Origin of the sequence: Halomonas koreensis (assembly GCF_031451675.1) — a bacterium.
GTDB classification, from domain to species: domain Bacteria; phylum Pseudomonadota; class Gammaproteobacteria; order Pseudomonadales; family Halomonadaceae; genus Halomonas; species Halomonas koreensis.
The window spans coordinates 366890-384630 of the sequence record NZ_JARWAK010000001.1; the positions used below are offsets into that span (position 1 = coordinate 366890).

Here is a 17741-nt window from a genome sequence, read left to right on the forward strand (position 1 = left end):
GTGAGTGGCAGGGAGAAGGGCCCGGGCGGGCCCTTCACGGGATGGGGCGGATTACCAGCCGCGACGGCCGAGGCGCTCGAGCTCCCGGCCCAGCTGCTGGACCGCACTGGCCCCATCGAGGTCGCCGGAGAGCACCTGATGGGTACGGTTGAAGAAGGCATTGGAGACCCGGGCATAGGCCTCGCCGGTGACCGTGGCGGGGCGCGGTACGCCGCCTACCAGGGTCTCGTAGAGATCGCTCATGGAGGGGTTGCCGGCCAGCACCTCCTCGTCCCGGTAGAGCGACTCGATGGTCGGGTTCATGCCCATCTGGATGGCATGCGCCTTCTGCTGCTCCCGGGAGGTGATGAAGGCGGCCAGCTCGGCGGCCAGTTCGGGATGCTCGGAGTAGCGTGGCACGGCGAAGTTCCAGCCGCCCAGGGTGGCCCGGGACTCGCCCTCGGGGCCGTGGGGCAGCGGCGCCATGCCGACCTTGCCGGCCACCTCGCTGCCCTCACCGTTGGCCAGGGACCAGACGTAGGGCCAGTTGCGCAGGAAGAGCGCATTGCCGGACTGGAAGATCCCGCGGGTCTCCTCCTCGGTATGGTTGAGCGCGCCCTCGGGGGTGATGTTGCCGATCCAGGAGGCGGCCAGGTCGAGGGCGGCGGCGGCCCGGGGGTTGTCGATGGTGACCTCGCCCTCGGCGTCGACCAGGGTGCCGCCGCCATGGCTCGCCACCCACTCCAGGGCGTTGCAGGTCAGGCCCTCGTAGGCGCGGCCCTGGAAGCTGTAGCCCCAGAAGTCGTCGTTGCCGGCCTCGCGCTCGGCGGCCTGGATCGCCTCGGCGGTCTCGGTCAGCTCCTGCCAGGTCTCGGGCACCGAGTGGCCGTGCTTCTCGAGCAGGTCCTTGCGGTAGTACAGCAGGCCGGCATCGGTGAACCAGGGCAGGGCCACCAGCCGGCCGTCGACGGTGTTGTTGTCGATCAGCGCCGGGAAGAAGCCGTCGGTGGTCTCCTCCGGCAGGTAATCGTTGAGATCGACCAGGTGATTGCCGAGCAGGCCGGGCCAGACGACGTCCACCATCATCACGTCGATGTCGCTGGACTCGCTGCCCAGCAGTTGCTGGTAGAGCGACAGGCGCTCGGTGGCGCTGTTGGGCGTGGAGACGACCTTGACGCTGTGGCCGGTCTGCTCGGCCCACTCCCGGGCGGCGGTGGGGCAGTAGTCGGCGGCGTCGCCGGTGCCGCAGGCGATGGCGATCTCCTCGGCCAGCACGGCAGGGGCGCCCAGGGCGGTGCCGGCCAGCAGCAGGGCGCCGGTGGCGCCCTTGAGCAGAGGCTGATGTCGGAAGGCGTTCTTGTCAGGCATGGGGGACTCCCTTGTTGTGGTTCTTGCAGGGCGCCGGTTCAGGCGACCCGCCGGGCGGCGCCGACCTCGAGGGCCCGGTCGTGCTCATCGAACAGGTGGACGTGCTCGAGCTCGGGGACCAGTGCCACCCGCTGACCGATATCCCAGCGGCTGGGCGCCTCGCTGCGGTGGATCAGCAGGGTCTCGCCGGCCTTGGGCTCGAGGTAGACGTAGACCTCGTTGCCCAGGTACTCGACGTTGACGATCTCGAAGGCGTTGTCGCCCTCGGCCTCGGCCAGGCGTAGGTGCTCAGGGCGCACCCCCAGGGTCAGGCCGCTGCCGTTCGGCCGGCCGCCGGCGTCCTGGGGCAGGGAGAGCTCGCCGAGCCCCGGTGCCGCGACCCGGCAGCCGTCGGCGGTGCTGCGCACCAGCTCGGCGGGCATGAAGTTCATGGTCGGCGAGCCGATGAACCCCGCCACGAACTTGGTCGCCGGCTGCTGGTAGAGAGTCTGGGGGCTGCCCACCTGCTCGACCCGGCCGGCGCGCAACACCACGATCTTGTCGGCCAGCGTCATGGCCTCGACCTGGTCGTGGGTGACGTAGACCATGGTCGAGCCCAGGCGATGGTGCAGGCGAGCGATCTCGTTGCGCATCTGCACGCGCAGCGAGGCGTCCAGGTTGGAGAGCGGCTCGTCGAAGAGCAGGATGCGCGGCTCACGGGCCATGGCCCGCCCCATGGCGACGCGCTGGCGCTGGCCGCCGGAGAGCTCCTTGGGCTTGCGGTGCAGCAGTTCCTCGAGCTGCAGGATCTGCGCGGTGGCCATCACTCGCTGCTCGATGGTCTCCCGGGCGGTCTTGGCCAGCTTGAGGCCGAAGGCCATGTTCTCGTAGACCGTCATGTGCGGGTAGAGGGCGTAGGACTGGAACACCATGCCCACGCCGCGCTCCCGGGGCGGCAGGTCGTTGACCACGCCATCGGCGATACTCAGTTCGCCATCGGTGATCGATTCCAGGCCGGCGATCAGGCGCAGCAGGGTCGACTTGCCGCAGCCCGAGGGCCCGACGAAGACCACGAACTCGCCGTCGCCGATCTGCAGATCGACGTCCTTGATGATATGGGTGCTGCCGAAGATCTTGTTGAGCTTGTTCAGGGTCACGCTTGCCATCTTGCGACTCCTCGCCGGCCCCGGGGCCGGCGTTATTGTGTGGTGTTAGCGGTCGAGCTGGAGATAGGCGGCCTGGTAGGGCGGTAGCTGCAGGTGGTTGCCCTCGAGCGAGGCCACGAAGCCATGGCCCCCCAGGGGGATGGCGGGCATCGTGAGCCGGGTGCTGCGGGCCTCGCCACCGAGGTTGAAGACGCACAGCAGGGCCTCGTCCCGGTGGCGGCGGACGAAGCCGAGCAGGCCCTCGCCCACGTCGACCAGGTCGATGTCGCCGTCGACCAGCGCCGGATGGGCCCGGCGGAAGGCCAGCAGGCGGCGGGTGGCGTTGAGCAGGGAAGTGCCGTCGTCCTGCTGACGGCTCACCGCCAGGGGCACATGCTGTTCCGACACCGGCAGCCAGGGTTCCACGCGGGAGAAGCCGGCGTCGGGGCCGTCGGTCCAGGGCATGGGCGTGCGGCAGCCGTCGCGGCCCTTGAACTCGGGCCACAGCACCTTGCCGTAGGGATCCTGGATACGCTCGTAGGGCACCTCGGCCTCGGGCAGCCCCAGCTCCTCGCCCTGGTAGAGGCAGACGCTGCCGCGCAGCGAGAACAGCATGGCCAGCGCCACCTTGGGGTAGTCGAGGGAGGCCTCGTCCTCGCCCCAGCGGGTCGCGCTGCGCACCACGTCGTGGTTGGACAGCGCCCAGCAGGGCCAGGCGTCCGCGGCCAGTCGCTGGAAGCGCCCGATCACCTCGCGCAGGTAGGCGGGGGAGCGGGGCTGGTTGAGCAGGTCGAAGGTGTAGGCCATGTGCAGCTTGTCGCCGCCGGCGGTGTACTCGGCCATGCGCTCCAGCGGGTTGTCGTCGCCGATCTCCCCCACGGTGGTGGTGCCGGGATACTCGTCCATCAGCGCGCGCAGCTCGCGCAGGAAGTCGAGGTTCTCCGGGCGGCTGATGTCGTAGAGGTGCCGCTGCCAGGTGTAGGGGTTGCTGTCCGGGGCCCCCAGGGTCTTGGCCGCATCCGCCGGGACCGGCGGGTTGTCGCGCAGCTCGCGGTCATGGAAGTAGAAGTTCACCGTGTCCAGGCGGAAGCCGTCGACGCCCAGGTCCAGCCAGAAGCGCAGATTGTCCAGCTGGGCGGCCCTCACCTCCGGGTGGTGGAAGTTGAGGTCCGGTTGGCTGGTCAGGAAGTTGTGCAGGTAGTACTGCCGGCGCCGGGAGTCGAAGGTCCAGGCGGAGCCGCCGAAGATCGACAGCCAGTTGTTGGGTGGGGTGCCGTCGGGCCGGGGATCGGCCCAGACGAACCAGTCGGCCTTGGGGTTGTCGCGACTCTGGCGGCTTTCCTCGAACCAGGGGTGCGCATCCGAGGTATGGCTGATCACCTGGTCGATGATGACCCTGAGCCCCAGCGCGTGGGCTCGGGCGAGCAGCGCCTTGAAGTCGTCCAGGGTGCCGAACATGGGGTCGACGTCCCGGTAGTCGCTGACGTCGTAGCCGAAGTCCTTCATCGGCGAGGTGAAGAAGGGCGACACCCAGATGCCGTCCACGCCGAGGCTGGCCACATAGTCCAGTTTCTCGGTGATGCCCGGCAGGTCGCCGATGCCATCGCCGTTGCGATCCATGAAGCTGCGTGGATAGATCTGGTAGATGACGCCGCCACGCCACCAGTTCAGGTTGTCTTGCATCGAGAGAGTCCTTGAAGTCATGCGGATCAGCCCTTGACGGCGCCGGCGGTCAGCCCCGACACGATGCGCCGCTGGAAGATCATCACCAGGACGACCAGGGGCACGGTGACGGTGACCGAGGCCGCCATGATCGGCCCCCAGGGCAGCTCGTGCTGGCTGCCGCCGGAGATCAGGGCGATGGCCACCGGCACCGTGCGCTGGTCGTCGGTGAGGGTGAAGGTCAGGGCGAAGAGGAACTCGTTCCAGGCGGCGATGAAGGCCAGCAGGCCGGTGGTCGCCATGGCCGGCCACATCAGCGGCAGGAACACCTTGGTGATGGTCACCCAAGGGGTGGCACCGTCCATGATCGCCGCCTCTTCGAGTTCCATGGGCAGCTGGCGCATGAAGGTGGTCAGCACCCAGACGGTGAAGGGCAGGGTGAAGATGGTGTAGCTCAGTATCAGCCCGCCGGGGTTGTTGTAGAGGTTGAGCGCGCGGATCACCTCGAAGAGCCCGGAGAGCACCGCCACCTGGGGGAACATCGACACGCCCAGGATCGTCAGCATCACCGTGGTGCGGCCGCGGAAGCGCACCCGGCCCAGGGCATAGGAGGCGGTGATGCCCAGCAGCAGGGCGATGAACACCACCGAGAGCGAGACGATGACGGAGTTGAAGATGGCCCGCACGAAGCTCTTCTGGGTGAAGATCTGCACGTAGTTGGTGAAGTCCAGCGACGACAGCCAGAAGTCGACGCGGAACAGCTCGCTGGAGGGTTTCAGCGAGGTGATCACGGCGTAGTAGAAGGGGAAGATGGCATAGACCATCACCACGGTGATCAGGGCGTAGAGTCCGACGCGCTTGGCGAGCTTGATCAGCTGATACTGGTTCATTGGTCGACTCCCAGTTGGCGGCGGCCAAGGTAGAGGTAGATCACGGTGGCCAGGGCGATGATCAGGAACAGCAGGGTCGAGGCGGCGCTGCCGTAGCCCACGTCCTGGAACTCCACCAGTTGCTGGCGGGCGTAGATCGACATGGTCATGGTGCTGGTGGAGTTGGAGGTCAGCACGTAGATGACGTCGAACACGCGCAACGCATCGAGCAGGCGGAAGATCACCGCCACCATCAGGGCCGGAGTGATCAGCGGCAGGGTGACGCGGAAGAAGACCTTGATCGGGTGGATGCCGTCGACCTCGGCGGCCTCGTAGCAGTCCTTGGGCAGCATCTGCAGGGCGGCCAGCACCAGCAGGGCGACGAAGGGGATGGTCTTCCAGACATCGACCATGATCACCGCCCACATGGAGAGCGAGGCGTTGGCGGTCCAGGCCAGGGGCGCATCGATGATGCCCAGCGCCATCAGCAGGTGATTGATGATCCCGAACTGGTCATTGAGCATCCAGGCCCACATCTTGGCCGAGACGATGGTGGGGATGGCCCAGGGGATCAGCACGGCGGCGCGCACCAGCATGCGTCCCTTGAACTCGGCGTTGAGCAGCAGGGCGACGACGATGCCGAACACCACCTCCAGCGATACCGATACCACGCTGAAGAAGATCGTGTTCCACACCGAGGTCCACCACACGGGATCGGTGAGCAGGCCGTACCAGGCGCCGTCGTCATAGACCAGGTAGTTCTCCAGGCCGATGAAGGCCGCGCCGGCGGTGTCCGACAGCGAGGCGTCGGTGAGGCTGAAGTAGACGGTGCGCAGCAGGGGCCAGCCGGCCACCATGGTCAGGGCCACCAGCATCGGCGTCAGGAAGAACCAGGCTGCGCGGACCCGTTGGCGGCGGACCTTGGTGCCGCGGTACCCGGCGGGAGTGGTGCGCGCCACCTGGGGCGCGCTGTCGGTTGCCTGTGTCGTCATGACGACCTCCTTCGGTTACCAGCGACGGCGCTTGAGGCGCGACAGCTCGCTGTCAAGTTGGGCTACGGCATCGGCGCCGCTCTGATTGCCGGACAGCACGTTGTGCACGGCGTTGAAGAAGGCGTTGCTGACCCGGCCGTACTTGTCGCCGGTGGGGGCCGAGGGGCGGGCCACGGCGTTGGTGAAGGTCGGGAGCAGGGTGCCGAAGAAGGGCACGGCCTCGAGCACCTCCTCGTCTGCATAGAGTGAGGTGATGGTCGGGTTGTAGGCGCCCGCGATGGCGCGGCGCTTCTGCTCCTGCTCCGAGGTCAGGAAGGCCACCAGGTCGGCGGCGAGCTCGGGATTCTCGCTGTACTGGGAGACGGCCAGATTCCAGCCGCCCAGGGTCGCGGCGCTCTCGCCCTCGGCCCCGTGGGGCAGCTTGATCACGCCGACCTTGTCGCGTACCTGGCTGTCCTCGCTCTGGGCCAGGGACCAGGCGTAGGGCCAGTTGCGCATGAAGACCGCATTGCCGGACTGGAAGATCCCCCGGGCCTCCTCCTCGGTGTAGTTGAGCACCCCGTTCGGAGAGATCTCGCCGGGCCAGGTGGCCGCCAGGTCGAGGGCCGAGGCGGCCTGGGGGTTGTCGATGGTGATCTCGCCCTCGGCGTCGACGAGGGTGCCGCCGCCGTGGCTCGCCACCCACTCCAGGGCGTTGCAGGTCAGGCCCTCGTAGGCGCGTCCCTGGAAGACATAGCCCCACATCTTGTCGTTGCCCGCCTCGCGCTCGGCCGCCTGGATCTCCCGGGCGATGGCGGTCAGCTGCTCCCAGGTCTGGGGCGGGGCATGGCCGTGCTCCTCGAGCAGGTCCTTGCGGTAGTAGAGCACGCCGGCATCGGTGAACCAGGGCATCGCCACCAGGCGGCCGTCGACGGTGTTGTTGGCCACGATGGCCTCGAAGTGATCGGCGGTGGCCGCTTCGCCCAGCGCCTCATTGAGGTCGAGCAGGTGGTTGGCCAGCAGGCCAGGCCAGACCACGTCGATCTGCATGACGTCGATGTCGCTGGAGCGGGCCGAGAGGATCTGCTGGTAGAGGGACAGGCGCTCGGTGGAGGAGTTGGGGGTGGAGACGATCTCGACCTCGTGGCCGGTTTGCTCTTCCCACTCGGCGACACCCTGCTCGCAGAGGGTGAGCTCGGCGCCCACGGCGCCGCAGGAGATGGTCAACTCGGCGGCAGAGGCCTGCTGGACGGCGGCACCGGCCAGGACGATGGCGGGGATCCATTGCGTTTTCATGGGAGTCCTCGTATGGCTTGTTGTTGTAGGAGCCGACCCACTCGAAGAGGGCAGAGGTGGCGTGTTACAGGATGGCTGATCTTAATCGATTAAGATTAACCTGGTGTGAAGTTAGTCCTGGCTCGCAGGCGCATCAACCGCGACTTTCGTCGCATCGCCTGCCGGAAGACGCTTCGAGGAGAAGGGCGTGTTGTTGTTTTTTTAACGATGTTTCTTCGAGCCTGTCGGATTTGGTCGAGGAAGGGAGTGTTTTTACTACTCCTGGCACGCAGGCCACGCCACCGTGCTGCTGGCTGGGCTCTGGTGAGGCGGCAGGGTGAAGTCGGGTCACAGCGACACCAGGAACAGGATCGGCGGCGGCGAGAGCAACGAGAGGATGAACCCGCTGACCACCGCCACCGGCACGCAACTCACCCCGCCGTGTTGTTGGGTGGACCATGGAGAGGCGGCAGGGTGAAGTCGGGTCACAGCGACACCAGGAACAGGATCAGCGGCGGCGAGAGCAACGAGAGGATGAACCCGCTGATCACCGCCACCGGCACGCAACTCACCCCGCCGTGTTGCTGGCTGGGCCCTGGTGAGGCGGCAGGGTGAAGTCGGGTCACAGCGACACCAGGAACAGGATCAGCGGCGGCGAGAGCAACGAGAGGATGAACCCGCTGACCACCGCCACCGGCACGCAACTCACCCCGCCGTGTTGTTGGATCACCGGCAGGGTGAAGTCCATGGAGGTGGCGCCGCCGTAGCCGATGGCCAGGGCCGCCCGGCGGTGGATCACCAGCGGGATCAGCACGAAGGCCAGCAGCTCGCGGCCCAGGTCGTTGAAGAAGGCGACCCCGCCGAGCAGCGGGCCGAGGGCGTCGCCGATCAGGATCCCGGACAGCGAGTACCAGCCGAAGCCGGCGGCCATGGCCAGGCCCTCGTTCCAGCGCAGGTCAAGCAGCGGCGCGGCGAGCAGCCCGCCGACCAGCGAGCTGGCCGCCAGGGCGGCGGCGATGGCCAGGCCGAAGCGGTTGAGCAGGATCTGCCTGAGCGGCATGCCGGAGTTGCGCAGCTGGCAGCCGATCAGCGCGAGCAGCACGTAGAGCACCCACTCGGAGAGTCGCTCGGCCCCGGCGAACAGCCCCTCTCCGAGCGCGTCGCGACCGAGCAGGCCGAGCGCCACGCCGGCCAGCACCACGCCCACCAGGGCCAGGGAGCCGGCCATGGCGGCCAGCTTGCTGGTGGGCGCGTCGGCCACGGCCCGGGTCGGGTCCACGGCCAGGCGCAGGCGCCGCGACAGCCAGCCCAGGGCCGCCAGGTTGCAGGCCGAGGTCACGGCGAGCAGCGTCAGCGCCTGGGCGCCCAGACGCGTGAGCTGGCCGCCGAGGTCCTCGAGGCCGGCCAGGCCGATCCCCATCAGCAGCAGGATGACGTAGATGGAGGCGTTCACGCCGCGATTGATCAGCGCCATCAGGCCGTCGTGACGGACCCGGATCAGGTAGCCCAGGATCAGCGGCAGCAGGACGATCAGCAGTCCGCTCAGCATGCGAGAGTCCCTTCCCGTTCGGGGCCGCCCGGTGGGCGGCCAAAAACCGGATACTCTAGGGCGTTTGGCGGCGCGGCGGAAGGGGAGGGGGCGTGGACAGGCCGGTCAGGGTCAGCCGGCTGCGGCGCTCGCCGTCGCGGTGGTACTCCAGGCCCAGCAGCAGCCCCGGATGCCCGGCATCGAAGGCCAGCTCCAGGCGCCGGTCGTCCTCGCCGGGCTCGGACAGCGCCACCCGCACCGCCTCGAAGCGGCCGACCGGCAGGCGCAGCGGTTCCCGGGCCAGCAGGCGATAGCTCAGGGTCTCCTCCCGGCCGCGGTGATCCCGATAGCGCAACCGGCAGTCCCGGCGGCAGGCGCCGTCGATGGCCCGCCGGGCCAGGGCGACCAGGGCGCTCTGGCGGTCGGGCAGCGGCGCCAGCGCCTCCCGGTCCAGGGCATAGGCGCGGCGGATGCCCAGCAGCGAGTAGCCGGCGGCGTAGTGCAGGGCCCGCAGGCGGTCGTCCTCGAGGCGGAAGCGGCCCCACTCGTGGCCACTGGCGCCGGGCAGCGAGGCGCGCATCTCGCTCTGCCAGTGGCCGGCGCGCTCGCTCAGCCGATGGCGGATCTCGGCGTCCGGCCAGCCGGCCACCTCCAGGTGGTAGCGGGCCTCGAAGGGGCGAGGCGGCGTGTCGGCCGGGGCGGGCGCGGCCAGCCAGGGCAGCAGTGCCAGCCAGGCGAGGCGGGCGAGTCGGCGGGGCATCGGACGGACCTCGAGACGGCGACAGTGATTGAGAGCTCGGGCGGGCCCCGGGGTTCCCGACATGGCCGACCGCCGGTCGGCCGTCTAGGCTGCCCTGGCAGGAAGCCGCTTTACCATTTCCCGTTCGCGAGGTGACCCCATGGCCAGACTGCTGCTGATCGCCGGCGACTTCGTCGAGGACTACGAGATCATGGTGCCCTTCCAGGCCCTCCAGGCCATGGGACACGAGGTGGAGGCGGTGTGCCCGGACCGGCGCGAGGGCGACCGGGTGCGGACCGCCATCCACGACTTCGAGGGCGACCAGACCTACACCGAGAAGCCGGGCCACGACTTCACCCTCAACGCCACCTTCGCCGAGGTCGCGCCCGGCGACTACGACGGCCTGGTGGTGCCGGGGGGGCGGGCCCCGGAGTACCTGCGCCTGGACGAGCGCGTGCTCGAGCTGGTGCGCCATTTCTTCGACCACGACAAGCCGGTGGCGGCGATCTGCCACGGCGCCCAGCTGCTGGCCGCGGCGGTGTCCCTGGAGGGCCACCGGGTCTCCGCCTACCCGGCCTGCGCCCCGGAGGTCTTCCTGGCCGGCGGCGACTACGCCGAGCTCGACCTCGACCAGGCCATCGTCAGCGGCCGGCTGGTCACCGCGCCGGCCTGGCCGGCCCACCCGGCCTGGCTGGCGCGCTTCCATGAGCTGCTATGAGCGCCGGGCGTCGGCCGCCACCGCGCGGGCGAGCCCGGGCGACAGGTCGACCGGATAACCGCTCTCCCCGGGGGCCAGGCGGCGCAGCCCGGCCGGCAGCCGCGCCAGGGTCTCGGCGACCCGCTCCCGGGCGGCCCCGGCCCGGGCCATGGCCTCGGGCACCGGCAGGCCCTGCACCACGCTGGGCACCAGCAGGGGCCGGCCGGCCTCCAGCGTTTCGTCGCGGCCGGCGATCACGTCGCCGGCCGGGCGCCCGTCGGCGTCGAGGCGCCGGAACACCTGCTTGGGCCCGGGCAGGTTGACCTTGCCCGCGGAATGCTTGATCCGCGGCGTGCCGGCATAGGCCACCAGCTTGTAGGACAGGTCGATGACCGGGGCGTCGTCGGCCACCCCCATGTGCGTCCCCACCCCGAAGGTGTCGATCGGCGCCCCGGCGTCCAGCAGGGCCTCGATGGCGTGCTCGTCGAGGCCGCTGCTGGCGACGATCTTCACCGCGTCGTGGCCGGCCGCGTCGAGCCGCGCGCGGGCCTCCCGGGCCAGGGTCCCGAGGTCGCCGGAGTCCAGGCGGATGGCGCCGACCCGGATCTCGGGCTCGTCGCGCATCAACTCGATCACTTTCGTCACGCCCTCGAGGGTGTCCTGGGTATCCACCAGCAGGGTGGTGCCCGGATAGTGGCGGGCGAAGGCGCGGAAGGCCTCGCGCTCGCTGTCGTGGGCCAGCACGTAGCTGTGGGCCATGGTGCCGTTGAGGGCCAGGTCGTGGCGCAGCCCGCCCAGCACATTGCTGGTGCCCGCCAGCCCCGCCGTGCGGTAGGCGCGGACCCCGCGCACCGCGGCGTCCACGCCGTGCATGCGGCGCATGCCGAAGTCCACCACCGGCCGGCCCCGGGCGGCCATGACGATGCGCACCGCCTTGGAGGCCAGCACCGTCTCCAGCTGGATCAGGTTCATCAGCAGGCTCTCCAGCAGCTGAGCCTGGGCGATGGGGGCGTCGACCTCCAGCAGCGGCTCGTCGGCGAACACCGGCGTGCCCTCCGGCAGGGTCCAGATATCGCCCTCGAAACGCCAGTCGGCCAGCCAGTCGAGGAAGCCGGTCTCGAAGCCGCCCGCCCCGGCGAGCCGGGCCAGGGCCTCGTCGGTGAAGCGCAGCCGGCTGACCCGCTCGGCGGCATGCTGCTGGCCGCAGGCGAGCATGAAGCGCCGCCCGGGCGGCAGCCGGCGGAAGAACAGGCTGAAGGTGGCCGTCTCCCGCATCGCCTCCTTCCAGTAGGCCTGGGTCATGGTCAGCTGGTAGAGGTCGGTGAGCAGGGCCAGTTCGTCGTCGCGCACGGCCAGCGGGGTCATGGCCGCACCTCGGCGCCGGCCGCGGCGAAGGCCGCCCGGCAGTCGGCCTCGGCGGCGGGGTCCACCGCCGCGCTGAGCGAGGCCAGCAGCAGGGTCGTGAAGCCGTGCTTCCTGGCGTCGAGCACTGTGGCCCTGACGCAGACGTCGAGGGCCAGTCCGCAGACGATCACCCGGGCGACGCCGCGCTCCTCCAGGTAGCCGGCCAGGCCGGTGCCGTCGAAGGCGGAGTAGGCGTCGGCGTCCAGGGCGGTGGCCTTGCTGAGACGCAGGGTCGAGGCGTCGAGGGCGAGGTCGGGATGGTAGGCGGCCCCCTCGGTGTCCTGGACGCAGTGCACCGGCCAGGGGCCGCCGCGGTGGGCGAAGCTGACGTGGTCGAGCGGATGCCAGTCCCGTGAGGCGACGACCAGGGCGCCGGCCGCCCGGGCGGCGGCGATCTCGGCGTTGATGCCTGGCACCAGGGCCTTGCCGCCCTCCACGGCCAGGGCGCCGCCCTCGCAGAAGTCGTTCTGCATGTCCACCACCAGCAGCGCGTCGGCGGGGCCATAGTCCAGCGGAGCGTCTTGCATCGCGCACCTCCTTCGAGGTCGGGGATGTCATCCCCCAGCCTACGCCCTGAGGCCGCGTTCGTGTAGGCGAGCCGGCTAGTAGCCGGCCTCGGGATCGATGGCCTCCACCGGCTCGCCGGCCGCCATGGCGCGCAGCGCCGTGGCGGTTTGCTCGACCGCCTCGCCGAGCGGCGTGGGGCCGGCCATGTGCGGCGTGACGCGCACCCGCGGGTGGTGCCACAGCGGGCTGTCGGCGGGCAGCGGCTCGCGAGGGAAGGCGTCGAGCAGGGCGCCGCGCAGCCGGCCCTCGGCCTCGCCGTCGCCCAGGGCCTCGAGCAGGGCGGCCTCGTCGATCAGGCTGCCGCGACCCGGGTTGATCAGGGTGGCGCCTTCGGGCAATGCCGCCAGGGCGTCGGTGTCGATGACATGGCGGGTGGCGGGGGTGTCCGGCAGCAGCAGCACCAGCGACATGACCCGGCCGAGCAGCGCCGGGAGGCCGGCGTCGCCGTGGTGGCAGGTCACGCCGGGCAGCGCCTTGGCCGAGCGGCTCCAGCCATGCACCGGGAAGCCGTCCTCGGCCAGGGCCCCGGCCACCCGGGCGCCGATGGCCCCCAGGCCCAGCACCCCCACCGGCCAGTCGGCCTTGTCCACCGGGCGGTGCTCGCGCCACTCGGCCCGCCCCTGCTGGCGGGCGTAGCGGTCGAAGTCGCGCTGGAAGTGCAGCACCCCGTAGCGCACATAGTCGGCGATGGGCCCGGCCATGCCGGCATCGCGGAGCTTGACGATGGGGATCCCGCGGGGCAGCGCCGGGTTGTTCAGCAGGGCGTCCACGCCGGCGCCCAGGTTGACGATCCCCTTCAGGCGTTCGAGCTCGCCCAGCAGCGCGGCGGGCGGCTTCCAGGCCGCCAGGTAGTCGGCGCGACGCCGCGCCTCGGCGGGCGCCGCGCTGGTGATCACCTCGGCGCCGGGCAGGCGTTCGGCCAGGGCGTCGCGCCAGGCGTCGGCCTCCTCGATATGGACCAGGACTCGCATCGGGCCTCCGGGAAAGATGGGCGTCGACGCCCATCTTCCCGGTTTCGGCGGCCCGGGAAAAGCCCCGCTCAGGCCGGGGTCGCGCTGGGCTCGGGGGCCGGGGGCGCGGCGAGGGAGCGCGGCGGACGGGGCGCGTCCTGGGCGGCGATGCGGAAACGGCTGACCCGCTCACGCAGCTCCGCGGCCTGGGTCTCGAGGGTCGCCGCCGAGGCATTGGTGGCCTGCACCAGCCCGGCGTTCTGCTGGGTCGCCGCGTCCAGCTCGGCCACCGCGGTGCCGATCTGCGCCAGGCCGTCGGACTGCTCGCGGGTGGCGGCCCCGATGCGCAGCACCTCCTCGCCGAGGCGCTCGATGCTGTGGGTGGTCTCGGTCATGCTGACGCCGCTCTGCTCCACCTGGCGGGCGCATTCGCCGAGCTGGCGGCGGGTGCCTTCCAGCAGCTGGCGGATCTCGTCGGCGGCCTCGGCGCTTCGCCCGGCCAGCGCCCGGACCTCGGTGGCCACCACCGCGAAGCCGCGGCCCCTCTCGCCGGCCCGGGCGGCCTCCACCGAGGCGTTGAGGGCCAGGATGTTGGTCTGGAAGGCGATGGTGTCGATGGTCTCGATGATCGAGTCCATGCGCGCGGCGTCGGCGACCACGGCCTGGATCAGCGACACGCTGCGGGTCACGCTGTCATGGCTGACCCGTGCCTGGACGGTGGCGTCCTCCGCCAGGCCGTCCGCCTGGCGCGTGCTCTCCGCGTTCTGCGACACCGAGCTGGTGATCTCCTCCATGCTGGCGGCGCTCTGCTGCAGGGCGCTGGCCTGCTGCTCGGTGCGCGAGGCCAGGTCGTGGCCGCCCTGGGCGATCGCCTCGGCGCCGCGATGGACCGCGACGCCGGTGTGGCGGATCGAGGCGACCAGGCTCGAGAGTGAGTCGGTCATCTGGCGCAGGGCGCCGAGCAGGCGTGCGGTCTCGTCGCGACCGCGGACCTCGATGGCCTGGCGCAGGTCGCCCTCGGCCACGCGCTCGGTGATCGCCAGCGCCTGACCCAGCGGGCCGACGATGCTGCGGGTGATCAGCCACGACAGGCCGGCGGCCACCGCCAGGGCCAGGCCGGCGAAGGTCAGCAGGCCGGTGAGGGCGCCGGCATGGCGAGCCTCGATGCCGGCCGCGGCGGTGTCCATCCGCGCCTCGGCCCGCTCGCCGATGGCATCGGCGGCGTCCGCCAGGCGGTAGACCGCGGCCTTGTGGGCCGAGAAGGCGCGGTTGGCACCGGCGGTGGTGGTGAAGTCGCCGTCGCGCAGCCGGCGGTAGGTCGCGTCGAAGCCCGCGGCATAGTCGTCCAGTGCGTCGCCGGCCTCCCGATAGTGCTCGCGGAGCGCGGCGGAGGGGGCCAGGCCGGCGCCGGTATCGAGGGTCTCGGCGAGGCGTTCGCGCGCCCCGCGCCACTTGTCGCGATACGCGGCGACCCGGTCGGCCTCGCGCAGGTTGATGAAGGCGTCCTTCTCGTAGCGCCGCAGCTGCAGGGCCAGCTGCTGGACCCGGGCGGCATTGAGGGCGACGGCGGCATCGACCGAGAGGGTGTCGACGGCGGTGTGCCGGACCTGCGACAGGCCCCGGGTGCCGACGCCGACGGCGGCCAGCAGCAGCAGGACGATGAGGGTGAAGGCCATGGCGAGTCGGGCGCCGATGGAGAAGCGTTGCAGCATGGGGCGGGGACCTTGGATGGGGGATGGGGCCTTCCTTATCGGCATGACGGACCGCCGCCTTGAATCGTGATCGTCCCGTCAGTAGGCCAGCTGCATCATCGGCGGCGGCGCCTCGTCGAGCAGGCTGGCCAGCCGGTCCAGGCCGCTCTCCAGGCGGGCGATGTCGGGCTCGGCGCCGAGGCTGAGCCGGATGCGCGGCGGCGCCGGGGTCTGCTCCACCATGAAGGGCACCGCGGTGGTGATCGCCACCCCTTCCTGTTCGGCCTGCTGCTGGAGCTCCTCGGCGCGCCAGGCGGCGGGCAGCGACAGCCACAGGTGCAGGCCGGTGGGCCGCGAAGCCATCTGGTGGCCGGCCAGCCGTCGCGCGGCCAGCCGCTGGCGGCTGGCCAGCAGCTCGCGTTGCTCGGCGGCCAGGGCCTCCAGGGTGCCGTCGGCGAGCCAGGCGTCGGCGATCTCGAAGACCAGCGGCGTGGCCATCCAGGTGGTGGCGCGCATGCGCGGCAGGGTGTGGTGCAGCTGGCCCCGGGGCACGCTGAGGTAGCCGGCGCGCAGGCCCGGCAGGACGGCCTTGGTCAGGCTGGTGACGTGAAAGCTCTGGTGCGGCAGGCGGGCGGTGAGCGGCGTCAGCCCCGGCGGCTCCAGCAGGGCGTGGACGTCGTCCTCGATCAGCCAGACGCCGTGATGGTCGAGCACCTCGGCCACGGCGTCCCGGCGCGCCTTGTCCATGGTGGCCCCGGTGGGGTTGAGCTGGGTCGGGGTCAGGCACACCGCCCGGGGGCGCAGGCGCCGGCAGGCCAGGTCCAGGGCCTCGGGAATGACGCCCCGGTCGTCGATGGCCACCCCTCGGAGCTGGAAGCCCAGGGTCCGCGACAGGGCGATCAGGCCGTGATCGGTGAGGGCCTCGGTGAGCACCAGGTCGCCGTGCTGGACCACCGTGGAGATCGCCAGCATCAGGCCGTGGGCGGCGCCGTTGCACAGCACCCGGTCCTCGGGGCCGCCGGGCACGCCGAGCCGGCCGGCCAGCCACTCGCTGGCCTGTTCGCGCTGGTGGGCCAGGCCGGCGATCGGCCGGTTGGCGTTGATCACCTCCGGGCGGGCCTGTTCGGCGAGGCCGGCCAGGGCCTCGCGGAAGGCCAGGTGATGGCTCGGCGGGCACACCGGGTGGGCGATGGACAGGTCGATCAGCGCGCTCTCATGGCGCGGCTCCTGGCCGCGCAGGTAGGCGGACTCCCGGGCGTCGTCCAGGGCGTTGATCCAGGTGCCGCTGCCTACCCGGGACTGCACCAGGCCCATCTTCTCGGCCTGGGCATAGGCTCGCGACACGGTCTGCACGCTGACGCCCAGGGCCTCGGCCAGCCGCCGGTGGGGCGGCAGCCGGGATCCGGGCACGAGCGCGCCCTGGCGAATGGCCTCGGACAGGGCGCGGGCGATGGCCAGGTACTTGGGACCGGTGTCCGGCATGAAGGGCGTCAGATCAATTGTCATGATGCAATAAAGCCTTTGACCGTCGGCCGAGCGGGGGTGCTAGTATCGGCGATGAGACATTGATTGAAATTGTCATGAATTATGTCAGCAGGTCTCATGACAATTCAAACGGCCCTCCCGAAGTGGCCGCCAAGTCCGCCCTAGCGCCCCGGCCGCCTCCTGGACAGAGCGCGGCCGGACTCGGTGATGTGATCGTGGGACGAGCGATTTCATGATTCAGGTTTCTCTGCCTTTCACTCGCGAGGAATACGTCGGCCGGCTCTGGAAGGTCCGCGCCGAGATGGCGAGCCGGGGCATCGACGTGCTGATCATCAGCGACCCCTCCAACATGGCCTGGCTGACCGGCTACGACGGCTGGTCCTTCTACGTGCACCAGTGCGTGCTGCTCGGCCTCGAGGGCGAGCCGGTGTGGTACGGGCGGCGCATGGACGCCAATGGGGCGCTGCGCACCTGCTGGATGGATCCGGACAACATCACCTACTACCCGGATTACTACGTGCAGAATCCGGACATGCACCCCATGGACTACCTGGCCCAGTCGATCATGCCCGATCGCGGCTGGCACCGGGGCGTGGTGGGCATGGAGATGGACAACTACTACTTCTCCGCCAAGGCCTACCAGTCGCTGCTGCGCGAGCTGCCCCACGCCCGCTTCATGGACGCCAACGCCCTGGTCAACTGGTGCCGCGCCATCAAGTCGGCTCAGGAGGTCGAGTACATGCGCATCGCGGCCAGGATCGTCGAGGGCATGCACTCGCGGATCCTCGAGGTGATCGAGCCGGGGCTGCCCAAGAGCAAGCTGGTCTCGGAGATCTACCGGGTCGGCATCGAGGGCTGGAAGGACGAGGCCGGCCGGGTCTTCGGCGGCGACTATCCGGCCATCGTGCCCATGCTGCCCACCGGCAAGGACGCCGCCGCCCCGCACCTGACCTGGGACGACTCCCCCTTCCGCGAGGGCGAGGGCACCTTCTTCGAGATCGCCGGGGTCTACAAGCGCTATCACGCGCCGATGTCGCGCACCGTCTACCTGGGGCGCCCACCGGCGGAGTTCATCCGCGCCGAGTCGGCGCTGCTCGAGGGCATCGAGCACGGCCTGGAGGTGGCCCGGCCCGGCAATCGCACCGCCGATATCGCCATGGCCCTGGGCGCGGCCATGGACAAGTACGGCTTCGACCGCGGCGGCGCCCGCTGCGGCTACCCCATCGGCATCAGCTATCCGCCGGACTGGGGCGAGCGCACCATGAGCCTGCGCCCCTCGGACGAGACCATCCTCGAGCCGGGCATGACCTTCCACTTCATGCCGGGCCTGTGGGTGGACGACTGGGGCCTGGAGATCACCGAGAGCATCCTGATCACCGAGACCGGCTGCGAGACGCTGGCCGACTTCCCCCGCCAGCTGTTCGTCAAGTAA

17 protein-coding genes are annotated in these 17741 nt (G+C 70.5%); 2 read left to right on the forward strand and 15 right to left on the reverse strand.

Features of this window, described 5'->3' with window-relative positions; genetic code table 11:
• Positions 1–51: 51 nt before the first annotated feature.
• The 10 genes from QC818_RS01700 to QC818_RS01745 all read right to left on the reverse strand — a co-directional run bounded on the left by QC818_RS01700 (position 52) and on the right by QC818_RS01745 (position 9536).
• Positions 52–1347: an ABC transporter substrate-binding protein gene (locus QC818_RS01700; protein ID WP_309651096.1), complete on the reverse strand. Its 1296-nt coding sequence runs from the start codon at positions 1345–1347 to the stop codon at positions 52–54.
• 38 nt (positions 1348–1385) lie between these two features.
• On the reverse strand, positions 1386–2492 hold the full coding sequence (locus QC818_RS01705) for an ABC transporter ATP-binding protein (RefSeq protein ID WP_309651097.1): 1107 nt from the start codon (positions 2490–2492) through the stop codon (positions 1386–1388).
• Between the two features lie 45 nt (positions 2493–2537).
• Complete coding sequence (locus tag QC818_RS01710; protein WP_309651098.1) at positions 2538–4154, reverse strand: alpha-glucosidase; 1617 nt, start codon at positions 4152–4154, stop codon at positions 2538–2540.
• 26 nt (positions 4155–4180) lie between these two features.
• Positions 4181–5023: a carbohydrate ABC transporter permease gene (locus QC818_RS01715; RefSeq protein ID WP_309651099.1), complete on the reverse strand. Its 843-nt coding sequence runs from the start codon at positions 5021–5023 to the stop codon at positions 4181–4183.
• Positions 5020–5994, reverse strand: coding sequence for a carbohydrate ABC transporter permease (locus QC818_RS01720; RefSeq protein WP_309651100.1), 975 nt, complete (start codon positions 5992–5994; stop codon positions 5020–5022). The genes QC818_RS01715 and QC818_RS01720 overlap by 4 nt, the downstream gene beginning before the upstream one ends.
• A gap of 15 nt (positions 5995–6009) precedes the next feature.
• Positions 6010–7269 (reverse strand): ABC transporter substrate-binding protein, encoded by a 1260-nt coding sequence (locus QC818_RS01725; protein ID WP_309651101.1) that lies wholly within the window; start codon positions 7267–7269, stop codon positions 6010–6012.
• 327 nt (positions 7270–7596) lie between these two features.
• Positions 7597–7737, reverse strand: coding sequence for a hypothetical protein (locus tag QC818_RS01730; protein WP_309651194.1), 141 nt, complete (start codon positions 7735–7737; stop codon positions 7597–7599).
• Positions 7734–7874, reverse strand: coding sequence for a hypothetical protein (locus QC818_RS01735; protein WP_309651195.1), 141 nt, complete (start codon positions 7872–7874; stop codon positions 7734–7736). The genes QC818_RS01730 and QC818_RS01735 overlap by 4 nt, the downstream gene beginning before the upstream one ends.
• A complete protein-coding gene (locus QC818_RS01740; protein WP_309651102.1) occupies positions 7871–8797 on the reverse strand; it encodes a LysO family transporter in 927 nt (308 codons plus the stop codon). Before QC818_RS01740 ends, QC818_RS01735 begins: the two co-directional genes overlap by 4 nt.
• Before the next feature lie 55 nt (positions 8798–8852).
• Positions 8853–9536 (reverse strand): hypothetical protein, encoded by a 684-nt coding sequence (locus tag QC818_RS01745; protein WP_309651103.1) that lies wholly within the window; start codon positions 9534–9536, stop codon positions 8853–8855.
• Positions 9537–9675: 139 nt separating this feature from the next.
• Between QC818_RS01745 and QC818_RS01750 the strand changes: the two genes are divergently transcribed.
• Positions 9676–10233, forward strand: coding sequence for a DJ-1/PfpI family protein (locus tag QC818_RS01750; protein WP_309651104.1), 558 nt, complete (start codon positions 9676–9678; stop codon positions 10231–10233).
• Here QC818_RS01750 and QC818_RS01755 read toward each other — a convergent pair.
• The 5 genes from QC818_RS01755 to ehuR form a co-directional block, all read right to left on the reverse strand.
• Positions 10228–11577 (reverse strand): nicotinate phosphoribosyltransferase, encoded by a 1350-nt coding sequence (locus tag QC818_RS01755; protein WP_309651105.1) that lies wholly within the window; start codon positions 11575–11577, stop codon positions 10228–10230. The two genes, QC818_RS01750 and QC818_RS01755, sit on opposite strands and share 6 nt — an antisense overlap.
• The gene (locus tag QC818_RS01760; protein ID WP_309651106.1) at positions 11574–12143 is read right to left on the reverse strand and encodes an isochorismatase family protein; all 570 of its coding nucleotides are present in this window, start codon (positions 12141–12143) and stop codon (positions 11574–11576) included. The genes QC818_RS01755 and QC818_RS01760 overlap by 4 nt, the downstream gene beginning before the upstream one ends.
• A 75-nt stretch (positions 12144–12218) precedes the next feature.
• Entirely contained in the window at positions 12219–13154 is a 936-nt protein-coding gene (locus QC818_RS01765) for a 2-hydroxyacid dehydrogenase (protein WP_309651107.1), read from the reverse strand.
• A 68-nt stretch (positions 13155–13222) separates the two neighbouring features.
• Positions 13223–14845, reverse strand: a complete 1623-nt coding sequence (locus QC818_RS18410; RefSeq protein ID WP_309651108.1) for a methyl-accepting chemotaxis protein — start codon at positions 14843–14845, stop codon at positions 13223–13225.
• A 78-nt stretch (positions 14846–14923) separates the two neighbouring features.
• Positions 14924–16330: a MocR-like ectoine utilization transcription factor EhuR gene (gene ehuR, locus QC818_RS01775; RefSeq protein ID WP_309651109.1), complete on the reverse strand. Its 1407-nt coding sequence runs from the start codon at positions 16328–16330 to the stop codon at positions 14924–14926.
• Between the two features lie 211 nt (positions 16331–16541).
• Between ehuR and doeA the strand changes: the two genes are divergently transcribed.
• Complete coding sequence (gene doeA, locus QC818_RS01780) at positions 16542–17741, forward strand: ectoine hydrolase DoeA (RefSeq protein ID WP_309651110.1); 1200 nt, start codon at positions 16542–16544, stop codon at positions 17739–17741.